Source organism: Sphaerisporangium cinnabarinum (assembly GCF_055567015.1).
The window spans coordinates 287,980-309,892 of sequence record NZ_JBVHRG010000005.1 but is presented as its reverse complement, the minus strand read 5'-3'; the positions used below and the strand labels follow the sequence as shown (position 1 = coordinate 309,892).

24 protein-coding genes are annotated in these 21,913 nt (G+C 75.6%); 12 read left to right on the top strand and 12 right to left on the bottom strand.

Going from position 1 to position 21,913, the window contains the following annotated elements; genetic code table 11:
* Positions 1–130: 130 nt before the first annotated feature.
* From ACZ4MO_RS10090 to ACZ4MO_RS10075, 4 genes are read right to left on the bottom strand one after another with little or no spacing between them, the layout of a single operon-like run.
* The gene (locus tag ACZ4MO_RS10090; RefSeq protein ID WP_175009059.1) at positions 131–832 is read right to left on the bottom strand and encodes a response regulator; all 702 of its coding nucleotides are present in this window, start codon (positions 830–832) and stop codon (positions 131–133) included.
* The gene (locus tag ACZ4MO_RS10085) at positions 829–2,337 is read right to left on the bottom strand and encodes a histidine kinase (RefSeq protein ID WP_175009060.1); all 1,509 of its coding nucleotides are present in this window, start codon (positions 2,335–2,337) and stop codon (positions 829–831) included. Before ACZ4MO_RS10085 ends, ACZ4MO_RS10090 begins: the two co-directional genes overlap by 4 nt.
* Positions 2,334–3,203 (bottom strand): ABC transporter permease subunit, encoded by an 870-nt coding sequence (locus tag ACZ4MO_RS10080; protein WP_175009061.1) that lies wholly within the window; start codon positions 3,201–3,203, stop codon positions 2,334–2,336. The genes ACZ4MO_RS10085 and ACZ4MO_RS10080 overlap by 4 nt, the downstream gene beginning before the upstream one ends.
* Positions 3,200–4,177: an ATP-binding cassette domain-containing protein gene (locus tag ACZ4MO_RS10075; RefSeq protein WP_175009062.1), complete on the bottom strand. Its 978-nt coding sequence runs from the start codon at positions 4,175–4,177 to the stop codon at positions 3,200–3,202. The genes ACZ4MO_RS10080 and ACZ4MO_RS10075 overlap by 4 nt, the downstream gene beginning before the upstream one ends.
* A 375-nt stretch (positions 4,178–4,552) precedes the next feature.
* Between ACZ4MO_RS10075 and ACZ4MO_RS10070 the strand changes: the two genes are divergently transcribed.
* Both ACZ4MO_RS10070 and ACZ4MO_RS10065 read left to right on the top strand, forming a co-directional pair.
* Positions 4,553–5,467 (top strand): Bax inhibitor-1/YccA family protein, encoded by a 915-nt coding sequence (locus ACZ4MO_RS10070; protein WP_108047835.1) that lies wholly within the window; start codon positions 4,553–4,555, stop codon positions 5,465–5,467.
* A 53-nt stretch (positions 5,468–5,520) separates the two neighbouring features.
* Positions 5,521–5,988 carry a hypothetical protein gene (locus tag ACZ4MO_RS10065; RefSeq protein WP_175009063.1) on the top strand — a complete coding sequence of 156 codons (468 nt, stop codon included), beginning with the start codon at positions 5,521–5,523 and terminating at the stop codon, positions 5,986–5,988.
* A 90-nt stretch (positions 5,989–6,078) separates the two neighbouring features.
* Here the strand turns inward: ACZ4MO_RS10065 and ACZ4MO_RS10060 are convergent, their stop codons facing one another.
* Complete coding sequence (locus tag ACZ4MO_RS10060) at positions 6,079–6,795, bottom strand: DUF5701 family protein (protein ID WP_222592393.1); 717 nt, start codon at positions 6,793–6,795, stop codon at positions 6,079–6,081.
* Between the two features lie 147 nt (positions 6,796–6,942).
* On the opposite strand from ACZ4MO_RS10060, the gene ACZ4MO_RS10055 reads away from it, so the two are divergent.
* Positions 6,943–8,352, top strand: coding sequence for a cystathionine beta-synthase (locus ACZ4MO_RS10055; protein ID WP_175009064.1), 1,410 nt, complete (start codon positions 6,943–6,945; stop codon positions 8,350–8,352).
* 23 nt (positions 8,353–8,375) lie between these two features.
* Here the strand turns inward: ACZ4MO_RS10055 and ACZ4MO_RS10050 are convergent, their stop codons facing one another.
* Together ACZ4MO_RS10050 and ACZ4MO_RS10045 are read right to left on the bottom strand one after the other, a co-directional pair.
* Positions 8,376–8,975, bottom strand: a complete 600-nt coding sequence (locus ACZ4MO_RS10050) for a WHG domain-containing protein (protein ID WP_175009065.1) — start codon at positions 8,973–8,975, stop codon at positions 8,376–8,378.
* Positions 8,968–9,846, bottom strand: coding sequence for an alpha/beta fold hydrolase (locus ACZ4MO_RS10045; RefSeq protein ID WP_175009066.1), 879 nt, complete (start codon positions 9,844–9,846; stop codon positions 8,968–8,970). Before ACZ4MO_RS10045 ends, ACZ4MO_RS10050 begins: the two co-directional genes overlap by 8 nt.
* 137 nt (positions 9,847–9,983) lie before the next feature.
* Here ACZ4MO_RS10045 and ACZ4MO_RS10040 point away from each other — a divergent pair, with 137 nt between their 5' ends.
* A complete protein-coding gene (locus tag ACZ4MO_RS10040) occupies positions 9,984–10,394 on the top strand; it encodes an FKBP-type peptidyl-prolyl cis-trans isomerase (protein WP_175009067.1) in 411 nt (136 codons plus the stop codon).
* A gap of 56 nt (positions 10,395–10,450) precedes the next feature.
* Here the strand turns inward: ACZ4MO_RS10040 and ACZ4MO_RS10035 are convergent, their stop codons facing one another.
* Positions 10,451–11,632 (bottom strand): methyltransferase, encoded by a 1,182-nt coding sequence (locus ACZ4MO_RS10035; RefSeq protein WP_175009068.1) that lies wholly within the window; start codon positions 11,630–11,632, stop codon positions 10,451–10,453.
* Between the two features lie 104 nt (positions 11,633–11,736).
* On the opposite strand from ACZ4MO_RS10035, the gene ACZ4MO_RS10030 reads away from it, so the two are divergent.
* Positions 11,737–13,131, top strand: a complete 1,395-nt coding sequence (locus tag ACZ4MO_RS10030) for a DUF2252 family protein (protein WP_175009069.1) — start codon at positions 11,737–11,739, stop codon at positions 13,129–13,131.
* Between the two features lie 62 nt (positions 13,132–13,193).
* A complete protein-coding gene (locus ACZ4MO_RS10025; RefSeq protein WP_175009070.1) occupies positions 13,194–13,562 on the top strand; it encodes a SelT/SelW/SelH family protein in 369 nt (122 codons plus the stop codon).
* Between the two features lie 91 nt (positions 13,563–13,653).
* On the opposite strand, the gene ACZ4MO_RS10020 is transcribed toward ACZ4MO_RS10025, so the two are convergent.
* The gene (locus tag ACZ4MO_RS10020) at positions 13,654–14,034 is read right to left on the bottom strand and encodes a DUF5997 family protein (RefSeq protein WP_108047820.1); all 381 of its coding nucleotides are present in this window, start codon (positions 14,032–14,034) and stop codon (positions 13,654–13,656) included.
* A gap of 131 nt (positions 14,035–14,165) precedes the next feature.
* Here ACZ4MO_RS10020 and ACZ4MO_RS10015 point away from each other — a divergent pair, with 131 nt between their 5' ends.
* The 5 genes from ACZ4MO_RS10015 (at position 14,166) to ACZ4MO_RS09995 (ending at position 17,736) form a co-directional block, all read left to right on the top strand.
* A complete protein-coding gene (locus tag ACZ4MO_RS10015; protein WP_175009071.1) occupies positions 14,166–15,071 on the top strand; it encodes a LysR substrate-binding domain-containing protein in 906 nt (301 codons plus the stop codon).
* The gene (locus ACZ4MO_RS10010) at positions 15,068–15,652 is read left to right on the top strand and encodes a hypothetical protein (RefSeq protein WP_175009072.1); all 585 of its coding nucleotides are present in this window, start codon (positions 15,068–15,070) and stop codon (positions 15,650–15,652) included. The genes ACZ4MO_RS10015 and ACZ4MO_RS10010 overlap by 4 nt, the downstream gene beginning before the upstream one ends.
* 39 nt (positions 15,653–15,691) lie before the next feature.
* Positions 15,692–16,084: an ArsR/SmtB family transcription factor gene (locus ACZ4MO_RS10005; RefSeq protein ID WP_186810444.1), complete on the top strand. Its 393-nt coding sequence runs from the start codon at positions 15,692–15,694 to the stop codon at positions 16,082–16,084.
* Positions 16,081–16,761 carry an SRPBCC domain-containing protein gene (locus tag ACZ4MO_RS10000; RefSeq protein ID WP_175009073.1) on the top strand — a complete coding sequence of 227 codons (681 nt, stop codon included), beginning with the start codon at positions 16,081–16,083 and terminating at the stop codon, positions 16,759–16,761. The genes ACZ4MO_RS10005 and ACZ4MO_RS10000 overlap by 4 nt, the downstream gene beginning before the upstream one ends.
* Positions 16,762–16,908: 147 nt before the next feature.
* Positions 16,909–17,736 (top strand): phosphatase PAP2 family protein, encoded by an 828-nt coding sequence (locus tag ACZ4MO_RS09995; protein ID WP_175009074.1) that lies wholly within the window; start codon positions 16,909–16,911, stop codon positions 17,734–17,736.
* A gap of 21 nt (positions 17,737–17,757) precedes the next feature.
* On the opposite strand, the gene ACZ4MO_RS09990 is transcribed toward ACZ4MO_RS09995, so the two are convergent.
* The 3 genes from ACZ4MO_RS09990 to msrA form a co-directional block, all read right to left on the bottom strand.
* Positions 17,758–18,609, bottom strand: coding sequence for a CPBP family glutamic-type intramembrane protease (locus tag ACZ4MO_RS09990; protein ID WP_499278790.1), 852 nt, complete (start codon positions 18,607–18,609; stop codon positions 17,758–17,760).
* A gap of 69 nt (positions 18,610–18,678) precedes the next feature.
* A complete protein-coding gene (locus tag ACZ4MO_RS09985) occupies positions 18,679–19,515 on the bottom strand; it encodes an aldo/keto reductase (RefSeq protein WP_175009075.1) in 837 nt (278 codons plus the stop codon).
* 136 nt (positions 19,516–19,651) lie between these two features.
* The gene (gene msrA / locus ACZ4MO_RS09980; RefSeq protein ID WP_021479764.1) at positions 19,652–20,326 is read right to left on the bottom strand and encodes a peptide-methionine (S)-S-oxide reductase MsrA; all 675 of its coding nucleotides are present in this window, start codon (positions 20,324–20,326) and stop codon (positions 19,652–19,654) included.
* Between the two features lie 340 nt (positions 20,327–20,666).
* Between msrA and ACZ4MO_RS09975 the strand changes: the two genes are divergently transcribed.
* Complete coding sequence (locus ACZ4MO_RS09975) at positions 20,667–21,908, top strand: cystathionine gamma-synthase (protein WP_175009076.1); 1,242 nt, start codon at positions 20,667–20,669, stop codon at positions 21,906–21,908.
* Positions 21,909–21,913 lie beyond the last annotated feature (5 nt).

The following is a 21,913-nucleotide window of genomic DNA, read 5'->3' as shown; positions in this document are numbered from 1 at the left end:
CCGCCCGACCATCCCCGGACCCGCCGGGCCCCCGCCGACCAGGCGATCCCGGCGGGCCGAGCAGGTGGTTCTGGCGCGTCAGATGTCCTGGACGCGCCAGAACCACCTGCTCGGCACGGGGTCGGGACAGTCAGGAAGGGCGGGCGACGCCAGTCTCGTAGGCGAGCACGACGGCCTGGACGCGGTCGCGCAGGCCGAGCTTGCCGAGGACGCGGCCGACGTGGGTCTTGACCGTCGCCTCCGAGAGCACGAAGCGCTCGGCGATCTCGGCGTTCGTCAGCCCCTCGCCGAGCGCCTCGAAGACCTCGAGCTCGCGCGCGGTGAGCTCGGCGAGACGCGGGTCGTCCCGGCCGGTCGGCGCCTGGGCGGGGCCGGCTGCGCCGTCCTGCGGGAGCTGGCCGGAGAACATCTCGAGCATGCGGCGCGTGATGCGCGGGGAGACGGCGGCGTCGCCGCTCGCGACGGCGCGGATCGCCCCGACGAGCTCGCCGGGCTTGGCGTCCTTGAGCAGGAAGCCGCTCGCTCCGGCGCGCAGCGCGGCGAACGCGTACTCGTCGAGGTCGAACGTCGTGAGGATGATGACGCGCGACCCGGGCTGGGCGGCGACGATCCGCTCGGTCGCCTCGATGCCGTTCGTGCCGGGCATGCGCACGTCCATGAGCACGACGTCCGGCGCGAGCGCGGACGCCTGGGCGACGCCCGTCTCGCCGTCGCCAGCCTCGCCGACGACCTCGATGTCGTCCTCGGCGGCGAGGATCATGCGGAAGCCCATGCGCAGCAGGGCCTGGTCGTCGACGAGCAGCACCCGGACCGGTGCCCCCGTTCCCGTCATGTGCGTTCCCGTCCGTCGTCGCGTGCGCCGGCCTCGCGGCCGGGGTCGAGGTCGAGGCGCAGGCTCGCCCGCACCTCCCAGCCGGTCCCGCTCGGCCCCGCGGACACGGTACCGCCGTAGACCGCGGCCCTCTCGCGCATCCCGATGATCCCGCGGCCGGTGCCGACGGGGACGCCGGGCGGGTGCTGCTCCGCGACGGCCGGCGGGAGCCCGCGCTCGTCGGCGCTCGCGCCCTCCCCGGGGCGGCGGCCCGCCTGGTTGACGACGCGCAGCTCGAGCCAGTCGGCGCCCGGCTCGGCGCGGCGCGACACCTCGACGAGGACCATGGGGGACAGGGGTGCGTAGCGCAGCACGTTCGTCAGGGACTCCTGGACGATGCGGTGCGCGGTCTGGCGCAGGGCGGGGCCGGGCGTCGGCTGCGGGCCGGAGCGCACGAGCCGGACGGGCAGCCCGGCGGTGCGGAACCGCTCGACGATCTCCTCGAGCTCGGGCGTCTCGTGCGCGGGCGCGAGGGGCACGGTCTGCTCCCCGCCCGGCTCGCGCAGGACGCCGAGCACGCGCCGCATGTCGGCGAGCGCGGCGCGGCCGGTCGCGGTGAGCTCGTCGAGCGCGTGGCCTGCGAGCTCGGGGTTCTTCGCGCCCGACGCCTTGGCACCGTCCGCGAGGGCGACCATGACGGTGAGGGAGTGCGCGACGACGTCGTGCATCTCGCGCGCGATGCGCGTGCGCTCGGCGGCGGCGGCGAGCTGCGCCTGCTGGTCGCGGTCGCGCGCGATGGAGTTGGCGCGCTCGACGAGGTCGGACACGTGCTGGCGACGGGCGCGCACGTTGGTGCCGATCGCGAGCGCGACGAGGCAGAGGATGGTGGTCACGAGGATGCCGACGATGCGGTCGACCGTCGCGCGGCCCGGCTCGACGCTCTGGCGCAGGACCTCCCCCTCCGGGGTGGTGACGACGTCGTACCAGAGCAAGGTCGCGCCGGAGAGCGCGAGGACGGCGATCGCGAGCACGGGCCACGCGATGCGCGAGGGGCGCGACGCCGCGACGGCGTAGACGGCGAACATCGCCGCGACCTCGAACCCGGCCGTGTCGCCGGTGACGGCGATCGCCACGACGCCGAGCACGGTGAGCGCGAGCGCGACCGTGACCGGACGACGGCGGCGCCAGTACAGGAGCGTGCCGCCGACGAGGAAGAACACGAGCGACAGCGCCGTCGCCCCCCGGGGCTGCGGCGCCGCGAGCGCGTACAGCACGCCGGGCACGACGAAGACCGCCACGACGACCCAGTCCATGACGACCGGGTGCCGCGCGAAGTACCGCCGGACGGGGCCGAGCCGACGGGCGTCGAGCTCGGTGAAGGGAGCGGGCGCGGGGCGCAGGGGGTGGGACGACGCGCCCGGGCTCGCCGGGGCAGCAGGACCCGCCTGCTCCGGGCGCGCCACGGCCGACGCCGGACGAGCGGTCTGCTCGTCCGGCGTCGGCGGGGTGGTGGGCCGGGTGGTCACGCGTCCCGGCGCTTGAGCACGACGGCGGCCGCGGCGACGAGCGCGACGGTCCAGCCGACGAGGACGAGGTAGCCGGGCCACGGCGCGATCGTGTCGCTGCCCGACATGTTGCCGCCGAGCACGATCTGCTCACCCGCGGACGCGGGCAGGGAGTTGTAGACCGTCTGGACCCAGTCGGCACCGGTCACGCCCATGACGATCCCGAGGACCATCGAGAGGACGAAGAACACCGCGACGAGCGTGAAGATCGCCCCCGCGGAGCTCCGGAGCAGCACGCCGACCGCGACGGAGAAGAGCGCGACGGTCGTGAGGTACAGCACCACGCCGATCAGCGCCCGCTGGTCGTCCGCGGACGAGAAGTCCACCGTCATGTCCTTGCCGGACAGGATCGGGTACGTCACGAGCCAGGACAGCCCGACGGCCACGACGGTCGTCACCGCGGTCACCACGCCGACGACGATCATCTTCGCCGCGAGCGCGGGGAGACGGCTGGGCACGGCGGAGAGCGTGGAGCGGATCATGCCGGTCGAGTACTCGCCCGTCACGGTGAGCGCCCCGAGCACGGCCACGGCCAGCTGCGCGAACGTGTAGCCGACCGTGATCACGGTGACACCGATCCCGGCGGTCGAGCCCATCCCGGCCTCCTCGGCCGAGACGCCCGCGGAGTCCATGGAGGACATGACGGCCGCGAACATGAGCGAGAAGCCCACCATGACGACGACGGTGATGCCGAGCGTCCACCAGGTGGAGCGCAAGGTGCGGAACTTGATCCACTCCGAGCGCAGCACGTGGCCGAACGAGAGGCGGTAGGGGGAGGTGCGGGACGCCGTCGGGCCGGCGCCGGTGGCGAGGGTCGTGGCGCTCATCGCTGCGCTCCTTCGAGGGAGTCGGTGGGGGCCGGTGCGCCCGCGGCGCCGTGCCCGATGTGGTGCTGCGCGGACTCGGTCTGGTACTCGACCGAGTCGGCGGTGAGGGCCATGTAGGCGTCCTCGAGGGTGGACGTGACGGGCGTGAGCTCGTGCAGCACGAACCCCTTGGCCGCGGCGAGCTCGCCGATCCCGGGGGCGTCCGCGCCCGTGACGACGAGCAGGCTCGGCTCGTCGCTCGTGACGGTCGCGCCGTCGCTCGTGAGGAGCTCGGCGAGCTGCGTCGCGTGCGGGGTCCGCACGCGCACCGTGCGCTGCTGCGAGCCGTTGACGATGTCGCTCACCGGGGCGTCCGCGATGATGCGGCCCTTGCCGATCACGATGATGTGGTCGGCGGTGAGGGCGACCTCGCTCATGAGGTGGCTCGACAGGAACACGGTGCGGCCCTCGGAAGCGAGGTAGCGCGCGAGGTTGCGCACCCACAGCACGCCCTCGGGGTCCAGGCCGTTGACGGGCTCGTCCAGGATGAGGGTCTTGGGGTCGCCGAGCAGCGCGGACGCGATGCCCAGGCGCTGGCCCATGCCGAGCGAGAAGCCGCCCACGCGCTTCTTCGCGACCGGCTGCAGGCCGGTCATCTCGATGACCTCGTCCACGCGCTTCGTCGGGATGGCGTGGGTGGCGGCCATCGCGCGCAGGTGGTTGTAGGCCGAGCGGCCGGTGTGGACGGCCTTGGCGTCCAGCAGCGCGCCGACCTCGGTCAGCGGCGAGCGGTGCTGGGCGTAGGGGCGTCCGTTGACGGTGACGGTCCCGGCGGTGGGGCGGTCCAGGCCCATGATCATGCGCATGGTCGTGGACTTGCCCGCGCCGTTGGGGCCCAGGAAGCCGGTGACGGTCCCGGGACGCACGGTGAACGAGATGCCGTCCACCGCGGTCTTGGGCCCGTACCTCTTGGTCAGGCCGCGTGCTTCGATCATGACTTCGCCCCTCCGAGGGTCGTTCGTCCGGGATGGTCCTGGTGCACCGCGGGAAGGTCGCTCCGGTCCGACCGGGCCCCTCACCGCGAGGTACGTCTCGAGCCTACGGACGGGCCCGGCGTCGGGCAGCCACCTTGCGACGTATCTTGCCGCCGTCGTGAGCCAGGACGTGTACGCCGTGCGGCGTACGTGGCGCCGGGGCACGTGGTCCGCTGGTCGGGACTTCGCCCGCGAAGCGCAGAAAACCCGCGGGAACAGTGGCCAGGGCTCGCACGTTCCCTAGGATGAACACAGGCCAGCGACACCCGACTCGAGGCGAGACGCCGATGACGAGGCCCGCTGAGAGGTAGTGGACGCCGCGACCAGGAGGAGCTCATGAGCAACCCCGTCTTCAACAACAGCGCGGTCTTCGGCGAGCCGAAGAACCGGCGCGGTGGGGCGGCCACGCAGGCCGCACCCGCCTACGGGAGCCCGCCCGCGCAGGGCCAGGGCCCCGCGTACGGCACGCCCCAGCAGGGCGCGCAGTGGGGTGCCTACGGCGCCCAGACCGCGGACGCGGCGCAGCTCGACGCGATGTACAGCGCACCGTCGGCGACCACGGCGGACACCAAGCGCCTCACGTACGACGACGTGATCATGAAGACGGGTGGCCTGCTCGCGCTGCTCGTCGTCGTCGGGGCGGCGTCGTGGTACCTCACGCCGCAGATGCCGTTCCTCTACCTGCTGGGCGCCGTCGCCGGTCTGGTGCTCGGCCTGGTCAACGCGTTCAAGCGCAACCCCAGCCCGGCCCTGATCATCGCCTACACCGTGGCCCAGGGCCTGTTCCTCGGTGGCATCAGCCTCGCGTTCGGCACCATGACCGTCGGCAACGGCGGGAACCTCACGGACATCGTCTTCCAGGCGGTCCTCGCGACGGTCGCGACCTTCGCGGCCGCGCTGTTCCTGTTCCGCTCCGGCAAGGTGCGCGTCACCCCGAAGTTCACGCGCTGGCTGCTCATCGCGATGGTCGGGTACCTCGCGTTCTCGCTCGTCAACGTCGTCCTCGTGCTCTTCGGCGTCCTCGACGGCTGGGGCATGCGCGGCGGCACGATCGGCATCGTCGTCGGGCTCATCGCGGTCGGCCTGGCCGCCGCGTCGCTCATCGTCGACTTCGACTCGATCAAGCGTGGCGTCGAGGCCGGCGTCCCCGCCAAGTTCGCGTGGTCGGCCGCGTTCGGCCTCATGGTCACGCTGATCTGGCTCTACCTCGAGTTCCTGCGCCTCTTCGCGATCCTGCAGAGCAGCGACTGACGGTGGCGCGCAGCACCCGTGAACCGGCACCCGCGGCGGACCTCCCGCCGCGGGTGCCGGTGTTTCTGGCCGGGCTCGTCGTCGCGGCAGCGGCGATGCTCGGCGTCCAGGTCCTCTACATGGTCGTCTCGGGCGCGCCGCCCGCGTGGCTCTCGTTCGCGGCGCTCCTCATCCTGCTCAGCGTCCCGACGGCGGGTGCCGCCGTCGCGTGGCTCGGCACCCGGATCACGCGCGACGCCACGGAGCGCCGGGCCGCACTCGTGTTCGCCGGGCTGGGGCTCGTCGCGGGCGCGCTCTGGGGGTCGTTGCTCGCGGGCGGGATCGCCCGGCAGCTCGCCGACGCCGGCGCAGGCGGCGGGGGCGCGCTCGTCGCGGGCGCGGCCGCCGTCGTCGGGGTCACGGCCGCGGTCGGCGCGGGTCTCGGCCGCCTCGTGGCGACCGAGGCCTCGGACCGCCCGCTGCTCGTCGTCGTGCTCGGCGTCGTCGTGGTGCTCGTCGCGATCCTGGGCCTCGTCGGCTGACGGGCCACCCACCCCACCCCGTGAGTGCGGGAGACAGTCGCGGCCGGACGTCTGTGCCGCGACTCTCTCCCGCACTCAGCGGGTAGGGGGTCAGGCGGGGAGGCGGCCCGTGGCCGAGGCGAAGCCGAGCCACGTGTGGCGGTTGCCCGCCCAGCACCAGCCGACCTTCGGGGCGCCGCGGCGCTCCCGCCCGTCGCGTCCCGTGCCGTTCGAGATCCAGAGCGCGGGGGTGCGGGTGTCGAGGCGGCCGTCGGGCTTGCGCAGGCGCGAGCCGACCGTCATGTAGCAGTGGTTGCGCGCGAGGACGTCCGGGGCCTGGAGCGCCCAGTGGATGCCCTCGTGCAGCAGGAGCGGCGTCCGGCCGCGGGCGGTGAGCTCCGGCAGCGCCTCGTCCGGGGACCAGCTCGCCAGGTCGTCGCCGCGGTCGACGCCCGTCACGAGCGAGAGCGGCCCGGGCGGCACGACGATCCCCTCGATCGGCGCGAAGCGGTCGACGTCCGTCATGTCGACGACCACGAACCCCTCCTTCTCGCCGTCCTTCGCCGGGAGCCGCAGCAGGGGAGCGAGGGCCGACGGCGGCGCGAGCGCCGGGTCGACGACGAGCAGCGCGCCCGCGGGCGCGGTCGCCGCGAGGTCGGCCGCCGCGGCGCGGAACGCGTCCTCCGGGAGACCCGCGACGTCGTGGGCGCCGAGCGCGACGAGGCGCTCGGCCTGGGCGGCGACGTCGGGCAGCGGGGGGAGCGCGGGCGGCGCGGTGTCCGCCGCGGTGGACGCGGGGCGGGTGGCGGCGGTCGTGGGCTCGGGCACGGGTCACCTCTCGGTCGGGGATGTCGGGGTCCTCAACGTTCTACACCGTACGGGAATTCCCGCCGCGAGCCATCGGCGTTCCCGGCGCCCGTGCGGGCCGAGCTCGGACGGGCACGCGCGCAGCCCCGGATCGGGGATGATCGGGGCATGAGATACGCAGAGCACGTGTCCGAGCTCGTCGGCGGTACCCCGCTCGTCCGGCTGTCCCGTGTCACCGAAGGCCTCAGCGCGACGATCCTCGCCAAGGTCGAGTACGTGAACCCCGGCGGCTCCGTCAAGGACCGCATCGCGCTGAAGATGGTCGAGGCCGCGGAGGCGTCGGGCGAGCTCCGGCCGGGCGGCACGATCGTGGAGCCCACGTCGGGCAACACGGGCGTCGGCCTCGCGCTCGTCGCGCAGCGCAAGGGGTACGACTGCGTCTTCGTCTGCCCCGACAAGGTGAGCCAGGACAAGCGCGACGTGCTGCGCGCGTACGGCGCGCGCGTCGTCGTGACGCCGACCGCTGTGGCCCCCGACCACCCGGACTCCTACTACTCGGTCTCCGACCGGCTGGTCCGCGAGATCCCGGGCGCGTGGAAGCCGAACCAGTACGCGAACCCGAACGGCCCGGCGTCGCACTACGAGTCCACGGGCCCCGAGGTCTGGGCCGACACCGACGGCCGCGTGACGCACTTCGTCGCCGGGGTCGGCACCGGCGGCACGATCACGGGCACTGGCCGGTACCTCAAGGAGGTCTCGGCGGACCGCGCGGAGTCCGACGGCGGGCGCGTGCGCGTCGTCGGAGCCGACCCGGCGGGCTCCGTCTACTCGGGCGGCGACGGGCGCCCCTACCTCGTCGAGGGCGTGGGCGAGGACTTCTGGCCCGCCGCGTACGACCCGGCCGTCCCGGACGAGGTCATCCCGGTCACCGACGCGGACTCGTTCGCGATGACGCGCCGCCTCGCGCGCGAGGAGGGGCTGCTCGTCGGCGGGTCGTGCGGCATGGCGGTCGAGGCGACGCTGCGCCTCGCGCGCCGGCTCGAGGAGGAGGACCCGGTCGCCGCAGCGAAGGCCGTGATCGTGGTCCTGCTGCCGGACAGCGGCCGCGGCTACCTGTCGAAGATCTTCAACGACGCGTGGATGCGGTCCTACGGGTTCTTGCCCGACGAGGAGGGCGTGACCGCGGGCGACGTGCTGCGCGCGAAGGACGGCCGCCTGCCCGACCTCGTGCACACGCACCCCAGCGAGACGGTCCGCGACGCGATCGAGATCCTGCGCGAGTACGGGGTGTCGCAGATGCCCGTCGTCGGCGCCGAGCCGCCCGTGAAGAGCGGTGAGGTGGCCGGGTCGGTGAGCGAGCGTGCGCTGCTCGACGCCGTCTTCTCCGGCCGCGCGTCCCTCGCCGACCGCGTGGACCAGCACATGGAGCCCCGCTTCCCGCTCATCGGCGCGGGCGAGGGTGTCGAGGCGGTGCGCGCCGCGCTGCACGACGCCGACGCGCTGCTCGTCGTCGAGGACGGCGACCCGGTCGGCGTCCTCACGCGGCACGACCTCCTGGGGTTCGTCGCCGCGCGCTGATCCCCGGCGGGCCGGCGCTCGTCTCAGGTTCCGGCGGGCGGACGGGCGAGCGACGCCAGCCCGGCGAGGAGCGCGCCGACGTGCAGGTCGAAGCTGCGGTCGAGGTCGTCGGGCAGGCGGTAGCCGCCGCCGAGCTCGAGCGCGACGAAGCCGTGCAGGCTCGCGCGCACGGACCGGACGGCGTCCACCGTGCGGTCCTCGGGGAGGTCGAACCCGCGCAGCACCGCGGCGACGACCTGGACGCTGCGCCCCGCGGCCGCCGACAGCGCGGCGTCCGCGGGGTCGTCCGGGTCGGGGGCGACCTGCACGGCCGCGTACCGGCCGGGGTGCGCCCGGGCGTACCGCCGGGTCGCGTGCGCGAGGGCGGCGACGGCGTCGGGCCCGGCGAGGCCGACCGTCGCGTCCGTGAGGGCGCGCGTGCAGTCCTCGACGGAGAGGACGGCGACCTCGCGGCGCAGCGCCGCGAGCGAGCCGACGTGCTTGTAGAGGCTCGGCGTGGCGACGCCCGCCTGCGCGGCGACCTTCGCGAGCGTGAGGTCGGCGAAGCCCGTCGGGCCGCCGGCGTCGACGAGGTCGAGCGCGATGCCGACGACGGCGTCGTGGGACAGCCCGGCCCTAGCCACGAGCGTCCTCCGACCGCTCGGCGCCCGGGCGCGCCTCGCCGTCGGGCAGCCCGGAGAGGAAGTCGAGGGTCGCGGCCACGACCTCCTCGGGCGCCTGGAGCTGGGGGTAGTGGCCGACGTCGGGCAGCAGGAGCGTGGTCGCGCCGAGCGACTGCGCGGCCCAGGCTGCCTCGGCGGCCGGGTCGGCGTAGTCGGGGTCGAGCGCGCCGTAGACCGCGAGCACGGGCGCCTCGACCTGGGCGACGCGCGGCTCGACGACGCGGTGGTCGAGCTGGAGGGTGAGGTCCCGGAACGAGCGCAGGCGCCCCGGCTCGGAGAGGTTGGCGCGGATCGCGGCCTGGTGCGCGGCGAGGCGCGCGGGGGTGCGGCCCTTGTTCAGCGAGCCGTAGAACGAGGCCCAGAAGGCCGCACCCCACGGTCGTGCGAGCGCGACACGGTAGAGCACGCGCATCGCCCGGAGCCTCGCGGGCGACGACGGCTCGCGCAGGAACCCGTCGAGGAGGACGAGGCCGCGCACGAGGTCGGGGCGCCGGGCCGCGGCGACCACGGCGGCCGACGCCGCCATGGAGCTGCCCAGCAGGACGGCCGGGCCGGCGGCGAGGTGCTCGACGAGCGCGACGTAGTCGGACGCGGTCGCCTCGTCGCCGTGCGTCGCGAAGGTGGTGTCGCTGTCGCCGTGGCCGCGCAGGTCCATGACGACCACGCGGTGGCCCGCGGCGAGGAGGTGGGGGACGACGTCGTTATAGGTGGCGCGCAGGTCGCCCATGCCGGGCGCGGCGACGACGAGCGGGCCGGAGCCCTGGTCGGTGTAGGCGAGGCGCCCCTCGGCGCGGGCGAGGTGGCGCACGGTCGGGTGCTGGCTCGTGTTCATAGCCCCAAGGCTAATGGCATTAGCCAACCGTGGCAAGAGTCCCGGGTCGGTGCGCCCGGCCCGGTCGGCGCGCGCCGCGTAGGGTAAGGAGACCCGCGCCCGCGCGGGTCTCCCTGCACCCGACGAGAGGCACCCTCGTGACCGACCAGCCCACCCTCCCCACCGCCTCGGGATCCTTCGGCGAGAAGCCGACGCTCACCTTCCCCGAGACGGACGCTCCCAGCGGTCTGCAGGTGGTCGTGCTCACCGAGGGCGACGGCCCGGCCGTCACGTCGGGGCGCAACATCGTCGTGCACTACCTCGGCCAGACCTGGGGCGGGCACGTCTTCGACAACTCCTACGACCGCGGCGACACGATCGCCTTCCCCATCGGCGTCGGCGCCGTCATCGGCGGCTGGGACAAGGGCCTCGTGGGCCAGAACGTCGGGTCCCGCGTGCTGCTCTCGATCCCGCCGGAGCACGGCTACGGCCGGCGCGGCGTGCCGCAGGCCGGCATCGGCGGCACGGACACGCTCGTCTTCGTGGTCGACGTCGTCGACGTCCAGTGACGTCGTGAGCGCGGGGTGCCCGTCGTCGGCGTTCGCCGACGACGGGCACCCGACGTTCAGCGCCGCACGGACCGCGTCACGGTGAAGCGCGGGTCGCGCGCGACCTGCGCCGTCGGGCCGACCGCGCGCTCGAGCGCCCGGCGGTACCGCAGGTGCGAGTTCCACACGCACCACAGCTCCCCGCCCGGTCGCAGCACCCGCCCCGCGGTCACGAACATGCGGTGCGCCGCGTCGGTGCGCACGGCGGCGCCGTCGTGGAACGGCGGGTTGAGCAGCACGACGTCGGCGCTCGCGTCCGCGAGGGTCGCGCCTGCGTCGTCGCGCACCGTGCGCACCCGGTCGGCGACGCCGTTCTCGCGCGCGGTGAGCGCCGTCGAGCGGACGGCGGCGTCCGAGCGGTCCGCGGCCACCACGCGCGCCTCGGGCCAGCGCCGGGCCGCCCACGCGGCGAGCAGGCCCGTCCCGCACCCGAGGTCGACGACGTCGCGCGGCGGCGCACCCTGCGCGACGGGGGTCGGTCCGTCGTCCGCGCCGAGCCGGTCCAGCAGGAACCGCGTGCCGAGGTCCAGGCCCGCGCCCGCGAAGGCGGCGCCGAACGCCGCGACCCGCAGGCCGACGTCGGCCAGGTCGGTGACGACCGGGTAGGTCGGCGGGCGCCCCGACCGGGGTGCCGACGCGACGAGCACGCGGGACTTGCCCCGGGCGAGGCTCGCGCGCACCTCGCCGAACGACTCGGCGAGGACGTCGTTCATCGCGCGCGTCATGTGCTTGACCCGCGCGGTCCCGAGGAGCACGACGTCCGGCCCGGCCTCCCGCGCGACGTGCTCCGCGACGTCGCGCAGCGCCGCGAGGCCGCGGGGGAGCCGCAGCAGCACGACCCGTGCCCCGGCCAGCAGCCCAGGGCCCAGACCCTGGCGGTCGTACGTCGCACCCATCCCCACCGCGCGCGCGTTCGCGTCGAGCGCCGCCTCCGCGGTGCACGTGTCCTGGTGGACGCGCACGCGCCCCCCGGCAGGTCCTGCCCCGGTGAGCAGCGCCGCACCCAGGGTGAGGGCGCCGTACCGGTCGTCGACGACGGCCACGGCCCCCGGCGCGACGCCGGCGAGCAGGGTCGCCGCCTCGTCGAGCAGCAGGCGGTCGGCCGGGTCGACGGCGACCGGTGCGTCCTCCCGGGCCGGGCCGGCGTCGTCGGTGCGCAGGCGCCCCAGGAGGGCGTCGAGGTCGGGGAGGGTCGTCACCGCCCCAGTCTCCCCGACGCCGGAGCGCCCCGGGCCGCGTCGACCGCCGCGCCGCGCGTCCTGGCGAGCGCTACTGTGCGACTGCGGAGAGCGAGGAGGCACCCGTGGACGTCCCGCGAACCCTGACCGAGTCCCGTGCCGTCGGGCGCGCGCTGCGCGACCGGGTGCCGCGCCGCACGCAGGGCGCCCTGCTGCTGCCGGAGCGCGACCCGGTCGCGATCGTCGAGGAGCAGAACCGCGACCGGCTGCAGGACCTCGTCCCGCTGCGCATCGGCCGGATGCTCGAGTCGCCCTTCGCCTTCTACCGCGGCACCGCTGCGGTGATGGCCCACGACCTGCGCGACGGTCCGCGGACCGGTGTCCACGTCGTCGCGTGCGGGGACGCGCACGTCTCCAACTTCGGGCTCTTCGCGTCGCCCGAGCGGCGGGTCCTGTTCGACCTCAACGACTTCGACGAGGCGTCGGACGCCCCGTGGGAGTGGGACGTCAAGCGCCTCGCGGCGAGCATGTACGTGGGCGGGCGGGACAAGGGCCTGGCCGAGCACGACTGCGCGGACGCCGCGCGCGGCGCGGTGCGCGGGTACCGCGAGACGCTCGCCGAGGCGTTCGCGCGCGACGCCCTGGAGCGCTACGCGTTCCTCGTCGACACCGCGGTCATCGAGCCCCTGCTGCTCGACGGCGGGCGCGAGGAGCTCGAGCGGACCGTGCGCAAGGCGCGGCGGCGCACGTCGGAGCAGGTGGTGCGGAAGATCACGAGCCGGACCGCCGACGGCCGCACGCGGATCGTCGACCAGCCGCCGGTCACCCAGCACGTGGGCACCGCGAGCGTCGACGAGCTCACGACGCTGTTCGAGGCGTACCGCGAGCCGCTGCGCGCCGACGCCCGGCTCCTGCTGAGCCAGTTCACGGTCGTGGACTTCGTGCTGCGCGTCGTGGGCGTCGGGAGCGTCGGGACGCGCTGCTACATCGTGCTCCTCGAGGGGCCCGCGGGGGAGCCGCTCGTGCTGCAGGTGAAGGAGGCGACGTCGTCGGTCCTCGCGACGTACGGCGGGATGGTCGACGCGCTGCCGTCCGGGCTCGTGCCCGCCGGGGCCCTGCCCGCGCAGGGCCGCCGGGTGGTCGCCGCCCAGCGCATCCTGCAGGCGCAGTCCGACCCGTTCCTGGGGTGGACGACCGTCGAGGCGCCCGACCGCACGGGCCGCCCGCGCGTCGACTTCTACTGGCGCCAGTTCCGCGACATGAAGGGGTCCGTCGAGCTCGGCCGGCTCTCGGCCTCGCAGTTCGTGCGGTACGGGGAGCTGTGCGGGCGCGTGCTCGCCCGCGCGCACAGCCAGTCGCCGGGCGCGCGCGTGGCGCACGGCTACCTCGGCCGCTCGGACGTGTTCGACGAGTCCCTCGCGCGGTGGTCGCGCGCGTACGCGGACGTCGTCGAGGGCGACCACGCCGCGCTCGAGGCCGCCGTGACGAGCGGCCGCCTCCCGGCCGAGCGGGGCGTCTGAGCCGGCCCGACGGCGGTGGACGGCCACCCGCGCGCCGGGCCGCCGCCCGTACGCTGGGCGCCATGACGGACGACGCCGGTCAGCCCGGCACCCACGCGACCACGGAGGCGCGCGGGACCGCGCGCGTGGCGGTCGAGTACTGCACGCAGTGCCGCTGGCTGCTGCGCGCGGCGTGGGTCGCGCAGGAGCTCCTCCAGACGTTCCGCACCCGGCTGGGCGAGGTGGCGCTCGTGCCCGGCACGGACGGCGTCTTCCGGGTCACGCTCGACGCCGGGGACGGGCCGGTGCTGCTGTGGGACCGCCGCGTCGACGGCGGGTTCCCCGAGATCCCGGACCTCAAGCGCCGGGTGCGCGACGCCGTCGCGCCGGACCTGTCGCTCGGCCACACCGACCGCGCGGCCGCCGCGACGGACGACCCGCGCACGGACTGAGGCAGATCGGGCTGCCGCCCCGCGCGGGGCGGCCCAGCCGGAGGACGTCCGGCGGGAGGTCGTCCGGCGGAGACGGCCCGCCGGGGACGGCTCAGCCCTTCTTGGTGCGCGCGGCGGCGAGCCGCTCCTCCTCGGCGCGGACCTTCTTCTGCACCTCGCGCTCGGCCGTCAGCCACTCCGGCGGGTCCTGGCGCAGCGCGTCGATCTCCTCGGTGGTGAGCGGCTCGGTGAGGCCGCCGCGCGTGAGACCGGAGATCGAGACGCCGAGCCTGCCCGCGACGACGGGGCGCGGGTGGGGGCCGTTGCGGCGCAGCTCGGCGAGCCACTCCGGCGGGTTCTTCTCCATCTCCTCGAGCTGCGCCCGGGTGATGGTGCCCTCCTGGAACTCCTGCGGCGTGGCGGGCAGGTACACCCCGAGCTTCTTCGCCGCGGTGGCGGGCTTCATGGTCTGCGCGGACTGCTTGGGGGTCATGGGCTCCAGGGTAGTCGGCCGGTCGGGCACCGGCGGCCCGCGGTGGGGCGCGGGGCGGGCGTCGGGCCTGGTGCCGGGGCGCGACGCAGGCCGGGCGGGAGCGCGCGGGGCCGCGCGCCTAGGCTGTCCGGGTGGACGACGACGCGGGCACGGCTCCCGAGGCAACGACCGACGGCGGCGGGGGCGACGGTGCCGGCCGCCGGTTCCGGCTCGCGTACGTCCCCGGCGCGACCCCGGCCAGGTGGGTGCGCACGTGGCGCGAGCGGCTCCCCGACGTGCCGCTGGACCTCGTCGCCGTCGAGCCCGCCGACGCGGAGCGGGCGCTGCGCGACGACGAGGCGGACGCCGCGATCCTGCGCCTGCCCGTCGACCGCGACGTGCTGAGCGCGATCCGCCTCTACGAGGAGGCGCCGGTCGTGCTCGTGTCGCGCGACCACCTGCTCGCCGCCCTGGAGCCCGAGGAGCCGGTCGCGCTCGACGACCTCGCCGACGACGTGCTGCTGCGGCCGCTCGACGACGTCGTGCCGTGGGCGGGCGAGGCCGGGGCCGCGGACGACGCGCCGCCGCCGCCGGGGCGACCGGCCGAGGAGCGGCCCGCCACGACGGGCGACGCCGTCGTGCTGGTCGCCGCGAACGTCGGGGTGGCGGTCGTGCCGCAGTCGCTCGCGCGCCTGCACCACCGCAAGGACGTCACCTACCGCCGCCTGGACGGGGCGCCGTCGGCCCCGGTCGCGCTCGCGTGGGTAGCGGACCGTGACGACGACCTCGTCGAGGAGATGGTCGGGATCGTGCGGGGCCGCACGGCCAACAGCTCGCGCGGACGCCGCGCCGCCACGCCCCCGGAGGACGCCGCGCCCGCCCGCGAGCGCCGCGACCGCGACGCGCGCGGTGGTGCGGGCCGCGGGGGAGCGGGCGCTGGACGCGGTGCCACGGGGGCAGGTCGCGCGGGCGGCGGGCGCGGCGGGGGCGGCGGCGCGCAGGGCCGCGGCACGCCGAAGGGCCGGGGCGCTCGCGGTCGGGGCGGGAAGCGGCGGTGACGGTCCCGCCCTCCGCCTCGGGCGGCTCGGGCGGCTCGGGTGAGCTGGTCGAGCTCGTGCTGCTCGACGCGGTGCCCCCGGACGAGCGCGGCCGGCTGCTCGCCGGCGCGCTCCGGCTCCGGCTGGGCCCGGGCCAGGAGGAGTTCGTGCCGCCCGCGGCCGACGTCGTCGCCGCGGCCCACGCCGACCCGGGCCGGCACCTGCTGCTCGCCCGGCCGCCCGGCGGCGACCCCGTCGCGCTCGGCGTGCTGCACCCCGGCGGCGCCCCGGCCGAGGTGGCGGCGCTGCTCGACGGCGTCGCCCCGGCCGACGTCGTGCTGTTCCGGGGCTTCCTCGTCGACGTCGCGGCGCAGGGCGGCGGCGTCGGGTCGCGCGTCGTGCGCGAGCTTCCCGGCGCGGTCGCGGCGCTCGCGGCGCTGCGCGGGCGGACGACGCCGTACGCGGTGCTCGTGCTCACGGTCAACGACCGCAACGCGGCGGGGCGGCGCGCGTACGCCCGCGCGGGTCTGGACGACCGCGGCGCGTACCACGGGGGGAGCGCCGGTCCGCAGCGGGTCATGGCGCGGACGCTCGCAAGATAGGTATTGACTTATATAAGCAAGGTCTGAAAGATGGAGGTCATGGAAGCGTTCGACGTCCTCGGCGACCCGGTGCGTCGCCGGATCCTCGAGCACCTCGCGCACGGCGAGCAGCCCGCCGGCGAGATCGCGGCGCGCGTGGGGGAGGAGTTCGGCATCAGCCAGCCCGCGGTGTCGCAGCACCTGCGCGTGCTGCGGACGAGCGGGTTCGCGTCGGTCCGCCCGGACGGGACCCGGCGCCTCTACGCGCTCGACCCGACGGCCCTCGACGAGGTCGAGGACTGGACCGCGGGCCTGCGCCGGTTCTGGGAGCAGCGGCTGGACGCGCTCGGGACCGAGCTCGCCCGGGGTGCCCGGGAGCGCCGTCGGGCGACGGCACCCGGCACCGACGAGGACGACGAGCGCCCCACCGACACCACCAGGAGGACAGCATGAAGGACTTCATCGCCGAGCTCGAGGCCGCGCGGCGCACCGTCGGGTCGGCAGACCTCCCCGCCGGTGCGGCCCGGGTCGTCACGATCGAGCGCACCTACCCGGCCGACGTCGAGGACGTGTGGGACGCGGTCACCGACCCCGAGCGCATCCCGCGCTGGTTCCTGCCCGTGACGGGCGACCTCCGGGTCGGCGGCACCTACCAGGTCGAGGGCAACGCGGGCGGCGAGATCCGCGCGTGCGAGGCCCCGCGGCTCCTGCGGCTCACCTGGGTCATGGGCCCGCCGACGCCGGAGGACTCGTCCGTCGTCGAGGTCCGGCTCGCGCCGGCGCCGGGCGGCGGCACGACCCTCACGCTCGAGCACACCGCCGTCGTGCCGCCGCAGATGTGGGACCAGTTCGGGCCCGGGGCCGTCGGCGTCGGGTGGGACGGGGCGCTGCTCGGCCTCGGGCTGCACCTCGACGGCGGCGCGACGCTCGACCCCGAGGCCGTCCTCGCGAGCCCCGAGCTGCGCGCGTTCAACGTCGCGAGCAGCGAGGCGTGGGGAGCGGCGCTCGCCGCGGCCGACGGGCTCGACGCGGAGGACGTCGCCGCCCGCGTCGCCGCCACGACGGCGTTCTACGTCCCCGCGGACGACGTCCCCGCCGGTGACCGCTCCGCCGACGGTCCCGGCCGGTAGGCCCGCCCGCCGCGGCCGGAAGTCGCCGTCGGTCGCCGCCGGTCGCACCGGGGGGCCGCGAGGTACCGCCCCGGGTGGACGCACCGCGGCGCACGTCCGCCGTGGGGCGGATGTTCACCCGCGGTTCACGCGGCATACCCTCGTCCGATGACTTCGCCCGATTCGTCCCGCACCACGACCCTGCCCGACCCCGGCCCGACGCGTGACGAGAGCGAGGGCACGCTCGTCCGACCTGCAGCGCCCGAGCCGTCGTCCGGGCTCGCGGGGCAGGCGCTCGTGGCGGTGTCGTGGCTCGTCGGGGCGGCGCTCGTCGTCCTCGTCGCCCGGATGCTGCGCGGCCCGAGCGAGTCCCTCTACCTCGCCGTCGCGGCGCGCACGGCCGAGCTCCCCGGGACGGAGCTCGTCGCCGAGGGCGGTGTGCTCGTGCTCGTCGCGTGGTGCGCGCTCGTGGCCTGGCGCTCGCGCCGGGGCGGCCCGCCCGCGGTCGCGACGACGCTCGTCGCCGGCGTGGGCGCCGTCGCCGCCTACGCCGCGAGCGAGGCCGTGAAGTCGCTCGTCCGGCAGCCCCGGGGCTGCTGGGAGCTGGTCGAGGTCGCGCACTGCCCCGCCGCGGGCGACTGGTCGTTCCCGAGCAACCACACCGCGATCGCGTTCGCTCTCGCGACGGCCGTCGTCCTCGCCGGCGCACCGGCCGTGCGCGTCCCCGGGGCCGTGCCGGCGCGGCACGCGACCCGTTCCCGCACGCGCGACGTCGCGGTGTGGGTCGTCGTGCCGGCCCTGCTCGCCGTGGCGGTCGCGGCGGCCCGCGTCGCGCAGGGCGTGCACTTCCCGCACGACGTCGTGGCCGGCGCGGCCGTGGGCGTCGCCGTGGTCGTGGCGGCGGTGACGGTGCTCGCCGGTCCCGCCACGACGGCCGTCGCGGCGGCGTGCCGCGTCGACGGGGTGCGCCGCGTGCTGCTCGCCCGCCCGTCCTGACGCCGCCCGTGGGCGGCGCCGTCAGCGCGGCGCGGTGACGAAGACGTCGAACAGCTCCGGGTGGTGCGCGTGCACGAGCACGGCGAACACCACGACGTCGAACAGCAGGTGGACGGCCACCACGTAGGTGAGCGACTTGCTCCAGGAGAAGATCCAGCCCTGGACGAGCGCGAACGGCACGGTCAGCAGCGGGCCCCACTCGCGGTAGCCGAGCTCCCAGAGGAACGACACGAAGACCGTCGCCTGGAGCAGGTTCGCCGTCCACAACCCGAAGTGCTCGCGGTACAGCGCGAAGACGACGCACACGAAGAACAGCTCGTCCCAGATGCCCACCGCGTTGACGCCGACGAACAGGCGCGCGATCTCCGCGCCGCCCGTGATCGGCGGCCAGTTGAGGTACGCGCCCGACCCGATGAAGTAGAACGGCAGGATGAGGTAGCCCGCCACGACCACCACGACGAGGTACACGACCTGCCCCCGCGTCCAGCGGCGCCCCGTCGCGACGGGGAACGTGACGGCGTCCTCGCGGAAGACGAAGCGCGAGAGCGCCCACGGCACGAGCACCGCGAGGGAGAGCACGACGGCGAAGCGCACCATGCCGGCGTCGGACAGGTCGGCCTTCAGCGAGATCGTCGAGATGATCCCCATCCCGACGCCGACCAGCGCGAGGTCGCGACCCAGGCGACGGTCCACGAGGAGGCCGAGCGCGACCCCGAGGACGAGCGGCACGTAGCCGAGCGGGCGCGCGTGGACGGCGAAGAGCAGCACCGCGGAGCCGGACACGAGCACGGCGGCGAGCAGCCGCAGGGGCGAGCCGACCGCCCAGGGCGGGCGGGCGGCGTCGGGCAGCGGGCTGAGCGCGGCGGAGGTCACGCGCACACGGTGCCACGACCCGCGGGTCGTGGCGCGCGCCGCCGCGCCGGGACGGGGGCTGCGACGGCGCTACAGCTCCTCGTAGACCGCCGGGTCCTGGTCGTTCGTGCGCCCGTCCGCCCGGGCGAGCCCCGTGAGCGCGTTCATCTCGTGCGTCGTCAGCTCGAACGAGAAGACGTCGAGGTTCTCGCGCTGACGCTCCGGCGACGACGCCTTCGGCAGCGGCACGACGCCGAGCTGCACGTGCCAGCGCAGGATCGCCTGGACGGGGGAGACGTCGTGCGCGGCCGCGACCTGCGCGACGACCGGGTCCCGGAGCAGGTCGTTCGCGCGACCGATCGGGCTCCACGCCTCCGTGACGACCCCGCGCTCCGCGTCGGCCGCGCGCTGGAGCGGCTGCGGGAAGTACGGGTGCAGCTCGACCTGGTTCACGACCGGCGTCACGCCCGTCGCCGCGATCACCGCGTCCAGGTGCTCCGGCAGGAAGTTCGAGACCCCGACGTGCCGGACCAGGCCCCGGTCGCGGCACTCCACGAGCGCCTCGTACGCCTCGACGAACCGGCCCACGCGCGGGTTGGGCCAGTGCACGAGGTAGAGGTCCAGGTGGTCCAGGCCCGTGCGCAGCACCGACTCCTCGACCGTCCGGACCGCGTCGTCGTGCGCGTGGTGGCGCCCGGGCAGCTTCGACGTGACGAGCAGGTCCTCGCGCGCGACGCCCGAGCGGCGCACCGCCGCGCCCACGGCGCCCTCGTTCTCGTAGCTGGACGCGGAGTCGATCAGCCGGTACCCCGCGTCGATCGCGCGCGCGACCGTGTCCGCGCCCTCCTCGCCGCGGAGCCGGTAGGTGCCGAAGCCGATCGCGGGGATCGTCGTGCCGTCCTGCGCCGCGAGGGTGGGGATCGTCATGGGCCCATCGTGCGGGCGACCCCGGCGGACCCGCACCTCGGCGACGGGGCCCGCGGGCCGACTCGCGCGGGCGAGACGCGAGAAGCGGCCCCTGATCCGTCGGGACCAGGGGCCACTTCTCACCTCTCGGCGGGTGCTACGCGGCGCTCGGGAACGGGACTCCCGTGGTCGCGTGGCAGCGGTAGCCGTTCGGGTTCTTGTCGAGGTACTGCTGGTGGTAGTCCTCGGCGTAGTAGAACGGCCCGGCCTCCGCGGCGGGGCGCATCTCGGTCGTCACGGGGTCGTAGCCCTTGGCCTCGAGCACCGCGGAGTAGCGCGCCGCCGTCTCGCGGACGGCCTGCTCCTGCTCGGGCGTCGTCCAGTACACGGCGGACCGGTACTGGGTGCCGACGTCGTTGCCCTGGCGGTAGCCCTGCGTCGGGTCGTGGCGCTCCCAGAAGATCTTGAGCAGCTCCTCCTCGGAGACCTTCGTCGGGTCGTACGCGACGAGCGCCGTCTCGGTGTGGCCGGTGCGCGCGGTGCACGCCTCCTCGTAGGTGGGGTTCGGCGTCGTGCCGCCCATGTAGCCGACGGCGGTGCTCACCACCCCGGGGACCTGCCAGAAGATCTCCTCGGCGCCCCAGAAGCAGCCCATCGCCAGGTAGAGCACGCGCGTGCCCTCGGGCCACGGGCCGGTGATCGAGGTGCCGAGCACGGTGTGGGGACGCGGCGCCTGCAGCACGGGCGACTGGCGCCCGGGCAGCGCGTCCTCGGGGGCGATCATCGTCGTCTTGCCGGACGAGCCGAAGATCGCGTCGAAGATCGAGTTCATCGCTTACCTCCTGAGGTGCCCGGACGACCGGGGCGCTGGCCCACGACGCATCGTCCTGGCACGGGGTAGAACGCGGCGGGGGCGGTCGGTGTTCCGCGGGACGTGCCGCCGCGACCCGGCTGGCCGTGGGCGCGTCCGGCACGAGCCTCTCACGGGACGATCGAGTCGACGTACCCGCCGTCGACGCGCACCGCGGCGCCGGCCGTCGCCGACGAGCTCGCGCGCGAACGCCCCACCCCCGCCCGCCGCCCGCCGCCGAGCAGGCAGTGCCGGCCCGTCCGGAGAGCGGGACGAGCCAGGACCACCTGCTCGGCGCAGGGGGTGCGCCTAGGCTGGTCGGGTGACCACCCCGAGCGAGCACCCCGACTGGACCACCACCGGCTTCTCCACGCGTGCGATCCACGCGGGCCAGGACCCGGACGCGACGACCGGCGCCGTCGTGCCGCCGATCCACCAGGTCTCGACGTACAAGCAGGACGGCGTCGGCGGGCTGCGCGGCGGCTACGAGTACTCGCGCTCCGCGAACCCGACGCGCACCGCCCTGGAGGAGGCGCTCGCGGCCGCGGAGTCCGGCGGCCTGCGCCCGACGGCGGACGGCTCGCCCGCCGCGCGCGGGTTCGCCTTCGCGTCCGGCCTCGCCGCCGAGGACACGCTGCTGCGCGCCGTCGTGCGCCCCGGGGACCACGTGATCGTGCCCGACGACGCGTACGGCGGCACCTACCGCCTCATCGCCCGGGTGTTCGGTCCCTGGGGCGTCGAGCACACGCCGGTCGACCTCACGGACGTCGAGGCCGTGCGCGCGGCCGTGCGCCCCGAGACGCGCGTCGTCTGGGTCGAGACCCCGACGAACCCGCTGCTCGGCGTGAGCGACGTCGCGGCGCTCGCGGGCGTCGCGCACGACGCCGGGGCGCTGCTCGTCGTCGACAACACGTTCGCGACCCCCTACCTCCAGCAGCCGCTCGCGCTGGGGGCGGACGTCGTCGTGCACTCGACGACGAAGTACGTCGGGGGGCACAGCGACGTCGTCGGGGGAGCGCTCGTCGTGGCGACGGGCGCGCAGCTGCCCGGCGGGCTCGCGTCGCCCGCGGGCGGCACGGACGTCGCGGGGGCGGTGGGCTTCCACCAGAACGCGTCGGGCGCCGTCGCCGGGCCGTTCGACGCGTGGCTCACGCTGCGCGGGCTCAAGACGCTCGCGGTGCGCATGGACCGCCACCAGACGAACGCGGCCGCCGTCGCGGAGTTCCTCGACGCGCACCCCGCCGTGACCGAGGTGATCTACCCGGGCCTCGCGTCGCACCCGGGCCACGAGCTCGCCGCGCGTCAGATGTCCGGGTTCGGCGGCATGGTCTCGTTCCGCGTGGGCAGCGAGGCGAAGGCGCTGGAGGTGTGCGCGCGCACGCGGGTCTTCACGCTCGCGGAGTCGCTGGGCGGGGTCGAGTCGCTCGTCGAGCACCCCGGCCGCATGACGCACGGCTCCGTCGCGGGTACGGCGCTCGAGGTCCCCGACGATCTCGTCCGCCTGTCCGTCGGCATCGAGGACGTCGAGGACCTCCTCGCCGACCTCGGGCAGGCCCTCGCCTGACGAGG

Coding starts and splice junctions, on each gene's coding strand:
- ACZ4MO_RS09985 (WP_175009075.1), bottom strand. CDS start 19,515: ATGACGATCCCCACCCTCGCGGCGCAGGACGGCACGACGATCCCCGCG.
- ACZ4MO_RS10090 (WP_175009059.1), bottom strand. CDS start 832: ATGACGGGAACGGGGGCACCGGTCCGGGTGCTGCTCGTCGACGACCAG.
- ACZ4MO_RS10005 (WP_186810444.1), top strand. CDS start 15,692: ATGGAAGCGTTCGACGTCCTCGGCGACCCGGTGCGTCGCCGGATCCTC.
- ACZ4MO_RS10025 (WP_175009070.1), top strand. CDS start 13,194: ATGACGGACGACGCCGGTCAGCCCGGCACCCACGCGACCACGGAGGCG.
- msrA (WP_021479764.1), bottom strand. CDS start 20,326: ATGAACTCGATCTTCGACGCGATCTTCGGCTCGTCCGGCAAGACGACG.
- ACZ4MO_RS09995 (WP_175009074.1), top strand. CDS start 16,909: ATGACTTCGCCCGATTCGTCCCGCACCACGACCCTGCCCGACCCCGGC.
- ACZ4MO_RS10045 (WP_175009066.1), bottom strand. CDS start 9,846: ATGAACACGAGCCAGCACCCGACCGTGCGCCACCTCGCCCGCGCCGAG.
- ACZ4MO_RS10055 (WP_175009064.1), top strand. CDS start 6,943: ATGAGATACGCAGAGCACGTGTCCGAGCTCGTCGGCGGTACCCCGCTC.
- ACZ4MO_RS10070 (WP_108047835.1), top strand. CDS start 4,553: ATGAGCAACCCCGTCTTCAACAACAGCGCGGTCTTCGGCGAGCCGAAG.
- ACZ4MO_RS10075 (WP_175009062.1), bottom strand. CDS start 4,177: ATGATCGAAGCACGCGGCCTGACCAAGAGGTACGGGCCCAAGACCGCG.
- ACZ4MO_RS10080 (WP_175009061.1), bottom strand. CDS start 3,203: ATGAGCGCCACGACCCTCGCCACCGGCGCCGGCCCGACGGCGTCCCGC.
- ACZ4MO_RS10000 (WP_175009073.1), top strand. CDS start 16,081: ATGAAGGACTTCATCGCCGAGCTCGAGGCCGCGCGGCGCACCGTCGGG.
- ACZ4MO_RS10020 (WP_108047820.1), bottom strand. CDS start 14,034: ATGACCCCCAAGCAGTCCGCGCAGACCATGAAGCCCGCCACCGCGGCG.